This window comes from Roseovarius sp. (genome assembly GCF_048262375.1).
Lineage (GTDB): Bacteria > Pseudomonadota > Alphaproteobacteria > Rhodobacterales > Rhodobacteraceae > Roseovarius.
The window spans coordinates 1-10,814 of sequence record NZ_JBLXFE010000044.1; the positions used below are offsets into that span (position 1 = coordinate 1).

The 10,814-nt window shown below is 57.7% G+C and carries 9 protein-coding genes; 3 read left to right on the forward strand and 6 right to left on the reverse strand.

Going from position 1 to position 10,814, the window contains the following annotated elements; translation table 11 throughout:
* Nucleotides 1-506: 506 nt before the first annotated feature.
* The gene (locus tag ACN0SW_RS19610) at nt 507-785 is read right to left on the reverse strand and encodes a type II toxin-antitoxin system RelE/ParE family toxin (protein ID WP_417729606.1); all 279 of its coding nucleotides are present in this window, start codon (nt 783-785) and stop codon (nt 507-509) included.
* A 62-nt stretch (nt 786-847) separates the two neighbouring features.
* Nucleotides 848-1,396: an RNA 2'-phosphotransferase gene (locus tag ACN0SW_RS19615; protein ID WP_417729598.1), complete on the reverse strand. Its 549-nt coding sequence runs from the start codon at nt 1,394-1,396 to the stop codon at nt 848-850.
* Nucleotides 1,397-1,682: 286 nt separating this feature from the next.
* On the opposite strand from ACN0SW_RS19615, the gene trpS reads away from it, so the two are divergent.
* Both trpS and ACN0SW_RS19625 read left to right on the forward strand, forming a co-directional pair.
* The gene (gene trpS / locus ACN0SW_RS19620) at nt 1,683-2,684 is read left to right on the forward strand and encodes a tryptophan--tRNA ligase (RefSeq protein ID WP_417729599.1); all 1,002 of its coding nucleotides are present in this window, start codon (nt 1,683-1,685) and stop codon (nt 2,682-2,684) included.
* 210 nt (nt 2,685-2,894) lie between these two features.
* The gene (locus ACN0SW_RS19625; RefSeq protein ID WP_417729600.1) at nt 2,895-3,308 is read left to right on the forward strand and encodes a hypothetical protein; all 414 of its coding nucleotides are present in this window, start codon (nt 2,895-2,897) and stop codon (nt 3,306-3,308) included.
* A gap of 115 nt (nt 3,309-3,423) precedes the next feature.
* Here ACN0SW_RS19625 and ACN0SW_RS19630 read toward each other — a convergent pair whose 3' ends face one another.
* Complete coding sequence (locus ACN0SW_RS19630; RefSeq protein WP_417729601.1) at nt 3,424-4,992, reverse strand: Fic family protein; 1,569 nt, start codon at nt 4,990-4,992, stop codon at nt 3,424-3,426.
* A 505-nt stretch (nt 4,993-5,497) separates the two neighbouring features.
* Nucleotides 5,498-6,181 carry a tetratricopeptide repeat protein gene (locus tag ACN0SW_RS19635; protein ID WP_417729602.1) on the reverse strand — a complete coding sequence of 228 codons (684 nt, stop codon included), beginning with the start codon at nt 6,179-6,181 and terminating at the stop codon, nt 5,498-5,500.
* A gap of 879 nt (nt 6,182-7,060) precedes the next feature.
* On the opposite strand from ACN0SW_RS19635, the gene ACN0SW_RS19640 reads away from it, so the two are divergent.
* Nucleotides 7,061-9,451: a hypothetical protein gene (locus tag ACN0SW_RS19640; RefSeq protein ID WP_417729603.1), complete on the forward strand. Its 2,391-nt coding sequence runs from the start codon at nt 7,061-7,063 to the stop codon at nt 9,449-9,451.
* Between the two features lie 78 nt (nt 9,452-9,529).
* Here the strand turns inward: ACN0SW_RS19640 and ACN0SW_RS19645 are convergent, their stop codons facing one another.
* The gene (locus tag ACN0SW_RS19645; RefSeq protein ID WP_417729604.1) at nt 9,530-10,471 is read right to left on the reverse strand and encodes a hypothetical protein; all 942 of its coding nucleotides are present in this window, start codon (nt 10,469-10,471) and stop codon (nt 9,530-9,532) included.
* On the reverse strand, nt 10,468-10,814 hold a 347-nt coding region (locus ACN0SW_RS19650), incomplete at its 5' end, for a hypothetical protein (protein ID WP_417729605.1). The genes ACN0SW_RS19645 and ACN0SW_RS19650, both read right to left, overlap by 4 nt.

Here is a 10,814-nt window from a genome sequence, read left to right on the forward strand (position 1 = left end):
GTCTTCTCGGCCAGCCCCCGGATGTTCATATCCTCGATCATCCGCTGGCGCAGCGGTGTTACTCTCTCCTCTGTCATGGAAGCCTCCTGTCTATCGATTGAGAAGGCCCCAATCGTCAGGCAGGTCAGAAAGATCGCAAAATGCGCATCGTTACGGGCGGTTCACGCCATCAGCCAAGAACGCCAATGCCGCGGAGCGGCTTAGTCCTTCCGCCCATGCCGTTGAAAAAGTCTGTGTTGCGCTGCGGCAAGTCTTTCGATTCACTCAACTATGAGGGGATGGGAGGATTTCGAGATGATGGGCAGGCAGGAAACTCCGGCGCAGCTGTTCTACGAGTTCGATCTGGAGCAGCACGTCCCGGCCAATCACATGCTGCGGGAGATCGACTGTCAATCGGCAGGCAATCTTGACCCCCTATCGGCATCCAAAACGCCGCCCCCGGGTGGAGCCAGCCCCTAACGGAAAATGTTGAAAGCGGCGTTCGATTTTGCGCCGCTTTAACTGCATCAATAACCAGTGCCTTGCCTGGTATCCCAGAGGCGCAAGATCTCGATTTGGGTCGGTGCCACGCGGCAAATGAGAGTAAACGGTGTCCGAGGGATCGACCGCTCGCGCACGTTCTCCCGCGCATCGCTTGGGTGACCGGCATAAGGATTGGCCGCCAAAGTCTTCTGGATAGCTTTCAGGTGAGTGCGGGCCTTTGTGCTACGAGTAGAGCCCTCGGGATCCGTGCAGGGTGAGCGCGTGCGGCGATTTTCCTGTTCCCGACGGCAGTGTCTGCTCAGCGCGGAGCTGGCGTGTTGCCCACAGCCAAACGTTCGAGACTATCCGGAATTCCGCACTCTCTTCAGCCATCAACTGGGTTGGCGGCGAATCCAATGAATTTCGGTGGAACCTTGTCAGTGAGCCAGACACCGTTGTCCGCAAGATAGAAGTTGTGCCCCTCCGAAGCCATCAAGCCTGCTGCAACTTGCAAGACGACCGGCTTGCCATGACGTTGGCCGACCGCGAGCGCTGTCTCGACGTCGGGGCTGAGATGAACCTGCCTCCGGCGGCGAGGTAGGATGCCAGTACGGTAGATCTCGTCGAGATTGTCCCGTGCAGTCCCGTGATACAGGATCTCTGGTGGCGGCGAAGCCGGAAGCCCGAGATCGACTTCGACCGAATGGCCCTGCGCGGCTCGAATGCGGCAACCGTCCTCGGAGATCGTAAATCGCCTCTTGTCGTTCTCGGCTACGATCATTTCGAGATCTTCTCGCGACAAGCGTCGACCCGAACGCTTGAGCGCACGTAGTAGTTTGTCGATGTCCACCCAGCCCGCCCTATCGAGCGTCAACCCGATTTCCTCGGGCTTGTGCCTCAAGATGAGAGACAGGAATTTGCTATCGCGCGACAACTGAAGCCCTTTTCCCAGGTTAGTGTCCGAGGACGTGGTGTAATTTCTGCATGACAAAGCATCTCGAACACAAACCTTGGCCTTTTTCTACCATCTGATTGACGAGTGACCTCGCCGAGAATACGCAGCTTCACATGGAAAACACTTCGATCATCGCAATCACGTGGTGGCTGGCCTCCTGACAGGGTGGCCGGATGACCAAACGTATTCCGAGGCCGCCGCACGGGCGGCCTTTTGTTTTCCATGCTTCCCGCTGCGGGGCCTCTTCTTTCAAGAGAAGACGCAAATGAACAGACCAACAATTCTGACCGGCGACCGCACGACGGGGCCGCTGCACATCGGGCACTATGCCGGCTCGCTTGCCAACCGGCTCCGATACCAAGATACCCACGAACAATTCCTTCTGCTGGCGGATACACAGGCGCTGACCGACAACGCCCATGACCCCGAGAAAGTGCGGCGCAACGTGATCGAGGTCGCGCTGGATTATCTGGCCGTGGGCATTGATCCCGCACGCACCACGATCTGTCTGCAATCGCATCTTCCGGCACTGGCCGAGCTGTCGATGCTCTACCTCAACTTCGTCACTGTGGCGCGGCTTGAACGGAATCCGACGATCAAGGACGAAATCCGCGCGCGTGGGTTCGGGCGCGATATTCCTGCCGGCTTTCTCTGTTATCCGGCGGCACAGGCGGCGGACATCACCGCTTTCAAGGCGACGGTCGTGCCGGTCGGCGAAGATCAGGCCCCGCTCATCGAGCAAACGAACGAGATCGTGCGGCGCATCAATGCAACCGCAGGCAGCCCCGTGCTGCCTGAGGCGCGGGCGATCATCCCCAAAGCGGGCCGGTTGCCCGGTGTCGACGGCAAGGCCAAGATGTCGAAATCCGGTGGCAACGCCATACCGCTCTCCGCGTCACCAGCGGAGATCCGATATGCCGTCCGGGCGATGTTCACCGATCCCAACCACCTGCGTGTCGAAGACCCGGGCCTCATTGAAGGAAACGTCGTCTTTGCCTACCTTGACGCCTTCGATCCGGATCAGGACGAGCTTGCCGAAATCAAGGCGCACTATCAGCAGGGCGGGCTTGGCGATAGCAAGATCAAAACGCGTCTGGAAGGTATCCTCCAGGACCTCATTGCACCAATTCGCGAGCGGAGGGCGCAGTTTACCGAGGACCGGGGATATGTCCTTGAGGTGATCAAAGAGGGCACGGAACGGGCGCGAGAGCGCACCGAGGCGACAAAGAACGAGGTGGTGAATGCCTTGAGTCTGTTTCAGTTGTAGGTGGACCTGTCGCGGAATTGTGCCGCTCGACAGATCTCGGGCCGCCCCGAGCAGAGCTATGCCGATCCTCTGACGTGGCTTTTTGAGGAGATAGATGATATGTCTGACAACATGGAGACGAACACACTGATCATACAAGGTTATCCAGTGCCAGGAAACTGGCGTAAGCCTATTGAGGAGGAAGACTCCGGAAAAGGCAAGTGAACCCACATGCCGAGTTCAAAGGAGCTTCCTCTCGACCTTAGGGATGTTGCCGTGTGGCTCGAGTCGCAGGGGATGGTCGGGCCGTTGGAGGTTGACCGGAACTACGTTCCCGACGAGCGCCTCATATCTCATGTAGTTGTCTACAATGATGTTCCGGAAGTCCGTCGAACACTTCGTCTACAAGCGACGCGCGCGCTGAAGGCTTTGGGCTATCGCGTGGAGCCGTCCGGCGGCGACGTCTATTCTGTGAGTGCAGCACGTCGACACGGACTGACGGTGCAACAGAAAAACCGGATGGTTTCTCGCATCGAGTTGGCGCTCTCTGGCGCCGGCTTCGAGCCACCAGAGCTAACCGATCCGCGGCCTCGGAGAATGACGCCTGAGGAATGTGCTGCGTTGCCCTTTGATGACGATTTCTGAAATATGTAAGAGAAACCTGCTTATCCACCAGAAAAAGCATATGATCTTGGGGAACATTCCGAGTTCGTTGTCCGGCCGTGCAGATTTCGATCATCTGGGTGTGGTCTGGAGGAATTCAATCGGAAGACCAAGCTGCCGCGTAGGCCTCCTCGATCAGGGCGACTTCCTCTTCGGTCAGTGCCGAGAATTCCTTGCGCAAGGCGCGCCTGGATAGCTTGCCATTGCCTTGTTCCAGAAATCCTCGCAGCAGATCCACCATGCGTGCCGGCATGTCCAAGACCTCGTCGACGCTGGATTTGAACCGGTCACAGCGCTCGATGTGGTCGATTTCCCTGGGGAGATCCTGCTCGACCGTTTCCCTGACGCAATCGGCGACGAACTCGGCATGCATGGTGCTGTCAAAAAAACGGTAAAGCACCGCTGTGTCCGACAGGACCTCCACATTCCCTTGGGCTGTCGGCTTCCAGTCGATGAACTCCATCATTGGCCCCGACACGGACTTTAGAACATCGCTGTATTCCTCGATGCGCCGGTAAACCACAACGCTGATCGGGAAGATCAGGCCCGCAGGATTGAACCCGCCACGGGCCAAAACATGGTGCAGCAGATACCGATGGAGGCGACCGTTCCCGTCCTCGAAGGGGTGGATATAGACAAAACCGAACGACAGCGCGGCCGCGACCACCATCGGATCAACGCCGCCCTCGAGAGCCCGCGCTTCATAGAGCGCAATTCCCTCCAGAAGGTCTGCCAGATCCTCATGCCGGGCGCTGATATGCACCGGTTCCGGGGTCTTCCCGTCGCGGGTGTGGCCGCCGATAAATCCGCCCTCCTTGCGCACACCCATCTTCACGAATCGCGTATCTTGCAAGACTACCTGTTGCAAGCGCTCAAGCTCGCCTTGCGATAGCTGGTGACTTCCCGCCTCGCCGATCGCACGCGCCCAGCGGGCGGCACGCTGGGGGCCGGGTTTCTCCTGTTCGATCGCGAAGGAGGCTTTGGAATCGTCCAGCAGCAGGAAGGCCGCGGCGCGCGACACGATATGTTGCGGCGCCTTCTCGGTGACCTCCCTTGCCCGAGCCGGCAATTGCCGCGCGATCAGCTGGTCGAGCCTCGCGGATCTCTGCACGAGCGGACAAAAGACCGAGGTGCCAGGCAGGTTGTCGATGATCTTGTGGCGCGGCGATCGATCTCCGGAGGGGATGGCGAAATATATTTTCGGATCGAGGGCGGGTTCATACTTTACCTTCCCCAGATCGGGCAGGTCCAGTTTCTCGCCTGTCAGCCATTCCCAGAAGAACCAAAGCCGACGCGCAAAGAGGCCGGTCGCTCCCGTCAAGGCCCGGGAGATTTCGGAAGGGTCCGCGATCCTCGTGACCTCATGCATGACCCGCAGATCGATGCCTTCGTTCTTGATGGCAAACATCAGGTGATCGAACACAGCCTCACCCGGCCATTGCTGCGATCGGAATATCTCCCATTCCGGCTCGGATCGACGTTCGTGGTGATCCGAGACAAGAGACAGACGGCGCGGCATGGGCACGCGCAGGCCGAGCTCGCTGACCAGCCAGCCATATCCTGCGATCCGGCCCGGGCCGGGAAGCTTGCGTCCGTAGAAATTCATCGCCGCGCCTCGAAAAACCCCACCATTGGGGGCTTTGCTTAGATTTTCCTCACGAGACATGCAAGATCACCCGTTTCGAAAACTATCACCGCGCGCCGATTTTCTTCACTTTTGGCAGTGTTCCGTCGGATTTCCTAACTCTATCTGCCGATGGGCGCTCGCAGGCGTCTTAGTTTCGGTCTGCCTGCCAAAATCTTGGGCCAATCTCTCCAGGTATGCGGTTCATGGTGTCCGGGATCGAATTGAGGGCCCTCCACTCGTATCGCCAACCGGGCAATCTTGGCTCGGAACGCGTTCAGCGAAGAAGAACCCCGGAAACAGCGCAAAATGTGGCAGAACTTTCGAAAACCTACATTTCATCAAAGCATTGCAACATTGTCTGCTTTGTCTCGTGGATAAGTGGGAAGAGAGACGAGCAGGTCAGTGGACGAAAAGCAGCGGCTCGGAATTCATCATTCCATTTCAGTTCCTTAGTTCATCATCTTTGGTGGCGTAAATGCCATCAAAGGAGCAGCATCAAACCGCGACATTTCCAGGTTCATAAAATACTCCGGTCAAGTTCGGATCACGCTTCATCCGACTGCTTTTCCTGCCGGGCTGCCGCCTCGATATCGCTGGCCATGATGTCGAGATGCACAGCCATGTTGTGATCGGCCCGGCAGCCATATCCCTCTCTATAGCATCGCGCCAAGTGACGCATCGGGGCCGCGTGGCCGCTCTCGGCAGCTTGCTTGAAACAATAGAAAGCTTTTTGGGGGTCTGGGACGACACCCAAGCCGTCGCGCCAGATGACACCGAGGTTGTTCAGGGCGGCCCAAAAGCCTGGCTTTGCAGCACGTTCGAAGCACTGCCGCGCAAGCGTCATGTCGACATTTGCGAACGACTGCATCCAGCGGGTGTTCTCGGTCCAGAAGCGCCAAGCGAACGAAAAGGCCCAGCCTACGGCGTTCATCTGGTCCGCTGTCGGTGCAGCGTCGGCCGTTTCCGTCCAGGTTTGAAGTTCATTATCTGTCCGGAGCCAGCCGGGAACGGCGATGGTGACTTCTGCCGGTATCAGGTCCTCGCCGAACCGGATCGTCGTCAACTCGATCTTGCCGATGGAGGTGGGGTGCCAGCGCCAGTATGTCGGCCCATCGAAAGGCCAGTCGCGCGGGAGGTAGAAGCGCCCGCCTGGCACACGTTCGCGGCTGTCGACCGGGAAGCGGACATGATCTCCAACGTCTTCCATCACTTTTCCTTTCTCTGCCACCAGCGGACGCCAGGCATGCGGAGCAACGCAGGAGAACCCTCTTTGCGCCTGGAAAGGCGAGGAGGGGGCGAAGACAAGAGTGTCAAGGACCGATCCCGAGGTGAAGTGGGTGCCGGTCCGGCGTGGCGAGGGGGAAGCCCGGCTCCGGTCCGTGCATTGATGCTTCGGCCAAGGTGGTCCGAGATGGTCGAAGAACACACGACCGCCGTGAGGCGACTGGTAGAAGAATACAGAGGCGCCGCAGACTGGGCAGGCCGCGTTGGGGATCGTGAACGTTTCGTAGACAACCCTGCTTTTCTCGGACCAGTCACGCCCATCGACGATGCGACGCTTCGCTGGGGCGGAAACGCTTCCAGATCGCCCGTATCCACCACCGGTGTCGCCGCCCCATCCGCAGTTGCAGTTTAGGGGGTGGTTCCATGCATTGCAGCCCATGTGAACGGGCCCTCTTCGGCCTTGTTTTTAATGAGAATCCAGAAGACGTGAAATCCAATGTCCCTGGAATTGAAGTCGCATATCAGCCGAGATTTTAAGAATTGGGAAGCGCGATAATGCACCCACGCCCTGAGAAAATTTGAAATTTAGAGGGTCCGAGGCAACGCAGTGGCGGGTTGCTGTCATACGCTGGCGGCTCGCGGTCGTATCAGTGGCGGGTCGAGAAGTGCGAGGTTGAGGAACATGAAATCCAAGTGGAGCAACATAATGAAAATCGACCCAGACCTCCTGTGGACATCAGTTTTCGTCGAATCTGGGGCGCACTCCAATGGCGGGAAAATGCCGTCCCACGTTCAACGCCCCTCTGGAACAGAAGAAAATTGACGCAGCGTTATGCGGATCCTAACCTGCAAATCACTCCTGTGTCTCCGAAAGCTTTTTTTCATGAGCGATTTTACCATCACATCAAACTACACCGTTGAAACATACACCATTGCGGTTCCCTACGACGGATCCGGTTTCGATGCATCCCAGATCCGCGATGTGACGTATGTTGACGTAGATGGTGTCGACTACCTCTATTACTCAGGGCTGCCTTTTGGGAACAGTTACGATCTTGGCTTGGCCCTGTCTTATGACGACGGTGAGACCTGGGAGAAGGTCTCAGACCAGCCCATCGTTTCGAACGCTGAATCGCCTTACTGGGCCGATTTTCGACTGGCTGCCGTCAGCGTAGAGTACACCGATGGCCTGTTCGAGATGTGGTATTGGGGGAACAACACGAACCTCTTTACCTCCTCCAGCAACGTTGTGGCTTTCGGGTACGCAACCTCCACGGATGGCCTCAACTGGACCTTCGCCAACGATCCCATACGCATCGAGGCTGGCAGCCGAGAAGGAGCCCGCCTTATCGAAATGGTTCATTTCGGCGACAGCTATTTGGCCTACTATCAGGATCTCAATTCCGGTGCAGCGAATCCTCTGATCTTGATCACGTCACCTGATGGTCAAGTTTTTGGCGATAACGACACGGAGGTTGATTTTGCGACGGGCAACCGCCTTTTGACGGCAGCGGTGCATCCCGATCTACCGGATTTGTTTTTCTCGCTCTGGATAAACAACGATACGGGCCAACAATTTCTTGCCTCTTCCGAGGACGGGCAGTCCTTCACTGTCATTTCGGATGTCGAAATTCCCTTCACGCCGGCAGACATGGCGTTCGAGGGCGACCAACTCCTGTTTTATGGAACGAAGAGCTTTGGCCCAGTTATCTGGAGCTACAACAACTCCTCCGGTGTCGTCGGTTCGATGGACTTCGATTTGACCGTTGTGGACGGACCCACTGATCCAATCCCTTTCGACATCAACGTCCTAACGGCGATGCAACTCGCCGCGGCGTCTTACGCCCCCTTGGAGATCGACCGCGATGCCGCGGTCGCCCCGGATGTCATCGACTACCTCGGGACGGACGCACGCGATGCCGAGAACGCCCTCTACAGCGACCTCTTCGAAAGCGGCACAACGACTCTCAAGCTGGTCGAGAACTTCAGCGTGGGCGATACGCAGATTACTGACGAAAACGGCTTCTACGTGCGCGAGAATGCTGCCGCCCTCGTGGCTCAGGCAGACGACACGCTTTTCATTGTTTTCCGGGGAACGAACGACAATACCGAAACATTCGCAAACGTCTTGAAGGCGATCTACAGACCTACCAAAGACGCTCTTGAGGAGCTGCCGCTGGATCCACTGCAGCGCCAGGGAACATTGGCTTCATTAGCTGCGCTCAACGGGGTCAAGAACTCCAATGGAAACGGCAAAGGACAAGACAAGATCATCGACAAGGTGACCGAACGCGCCGTGCCTGAATACGTGAAATCTCCAGATGTTGAGGACTGGCTGAATCTCGACTCCCACTACAGTCTCTTCAAGGATCTGACGAACGCCGTGGAGGACATGGTCACCAGCTCAAGAACAGACACCACGTTGGCCGAGATAACGAACGTTGTCTTCATCGGTCACAGCATGGGCGGCGGCATGGCACAATATGCCATGAGCGACTTCGCCGATGGTATGCATGATGTGTCCTACAGCGCCTACGCGTTTGCTCCCTCCGGCATCGAGGATAACCGGAGAAATGAAGATTTGGACCGGTTTGAGCCGGACGACCGTATCGTGAATCTGCGCTTCGACAACGACCCCATCCGGTATTCGAGCGTGGGAACCGAACAACGAGGCGACCAGATCATTCTATCCTCGCAAGGGACGGGTGGTCACGAGACCGCACTATACCTCAACGCCGCGGAGCTCTTGTTGGACGCCGGCTTCTCGGCACCGGGCGAGTTTGTCGATGCCGACGAACAGGTCTTTGCGCAAATATCTGTTCGCGCCGACGGAGCCAACGGCGCCGAGTTCTTTGACGTGGGCTTTCCTTCGGACGCGTTTGTCGGAACACGCGGCTCTGACACAATAACCCCGAAACTGCTTCTTGGGGAGGGGTCTGTGGTCGCAGGACTCGAGGGTGACGACGTGATCGACCTTGGGCTGTCCACGGGGGCCGACGCGATCATCTTCCGTAGTGGTGACGGCCACGACGAAATCACCGGGTTCAACGCCGAGGAAGATCAGCTGGTACTGCGCGGTTTCGAGAATTCAGACCCGGTTTCGATCGCCCCCTCGGGCGGTAGCGTCGTGTTTCCGGATCTCTTCCCTCCCGACACGCTGGTTGCGACTTGGAGCGATGGGTCTTCCATTACCTTTGTCGATCTGGACGACGTGGAGGAGTTTTCTCTTGCTGTGTTCGGCGTTCTTCCGGACGACCCTTTTGTTTTGGCGTGACACGTCATCAAGTATCCAGCTGACCTGCTCTCCTGAGAGTCCGCGTTTATGGGGCTGCTCCTCCCAAGGTTGGGCAGGTCATCCTGCCGCTTCTATTGACAAGAGGTGGCGCACTCCAGCTCCGACAAATGCGGGTGCTGGCACATCAAGCGCATGAGCCAGAGCGCGCAGGGATTCGATCTCCGGAGATACGGCCTTCCCGGCAAGCAACGCAGAAAACCAGTTGGCGTCGATTCCTGATACTGCAGCAAACGCTGCAGTATCCTGTTTCACAAGAGTGACAGCCTGCCCCAAACGCATGTGGAACGGCATTGTTTCGTTGGACAGGAGTTGAAGAATTTTCTCCTGCACCGCTATCCCCTCAGGGAGGGATCTCTGTGGGATGAAGCCGCGCCTTCTTGACAGCCAGAGCAGCGAATCTCCGGCCTTCAGCCGGAACGCCTTGTCATCAGGTCGGCCAGCGATCTTCTCGTGAACACGTTCAAGTTTGAAGCCCTCCTTGCTGAGCGACGTTCGAACCGCCGGCACGGTCATGTTCGCGAGGAGAGAAAGTTCCCGGATGCTGAGATCCATGGATACAAGCACTTCTCCACCGAAGAGGCTGTATCGGGCAAAGAAGGTTTCGAACATTCGTCTCAGCGGGAAATCGTGCAGGTTGGAGAAGGGCGATGGTTCACAATTCGCATCTGCTTCGGGGTAGCCCTGCAACACTCCATCGACCTCGTGCCAAACCTCCACGGTGCAATCCCACCAGCCATCGAGCTGATATGCATAGCGGTAGGCATGTTTTGCCAGATTATAGAGCGCGTGCCTTTGCAGCTCGAATTCGGGAGGGCTTTCGAGGGAAAACTCGCAGTCATCATAGAGTTCGCGAGGCAGTCCCAGAAAATCCATCACGATGTTGCCGTCCTTGAGGGAAGGTCCGTACACCTCCAGGATGCTGGCCTGGCAGCGAATGGCCTCCCTGACCTGGGCTTCGATCTCTGCCCAAGTGTAAGGAATTTCTCCGGTCTTGCTCACGCTGCTTTTCCTTTGTCCAAGTGGGTGATCTGTGAGGTCAGGCGTTCGCGGGCTGCAAGCAGAGGCGCTGGATTGGTCCGGTTCGACGCGTTTTCCGGGCGTTTCTTGCCGAGGAAGACCGCCACGCGTTCGGCATTGGCTCCGCTTGGATGCGGCAAGCTGGAGAGAACCCGGTTCCCTTCGAGGAGGCCGTTGCGCACCAGGTGAGACACGGCGCTTTCGGCTTTGGGGCCCAGCGGCAGCCAGATGGCCCGGGGCAGCGCCCGCGCCTCTTCCATCAAGTGCGTGTCGATTTGGCGGCGCAGAACCCGGGTTTGCAGCATGTCCGGGGTGCCGTTGTAGT

What these genes read in the sequence shown, in the direction of transcription:
- trpS (WP_417729599.1), top strand. Translation starts at nt 1,683, where the DNA reads ATGAACAGACCAACAATTCTGACCGGCGACCGCACGACGGGGCCGCTG.
- ACN0SW_RS19625 (WP_417729600.1), top strand. Translation starts at nt 2,895, where the DNA reads ATGCCGAGTTCAAAGGAGCTTCCTCTCGACCTTAGGGATGTTGCCGTG.
- ACN0SW_RS19630 (WP_417729601.1), bottom strand. Translation starts at nt 4,992, where the DNA reads ATGTCTCGTGAGGAAAATCTAAGCAAAGCCCCCAATGGTGGGGTTTTT.
- ACN0SW_RS19640 (WP_417729603.1), top strand. Translation starts at nt 7,061, where the DNA reads ATGAGCGATTTTACCATCACATCAAACTACACCGTTGAAACATACACC.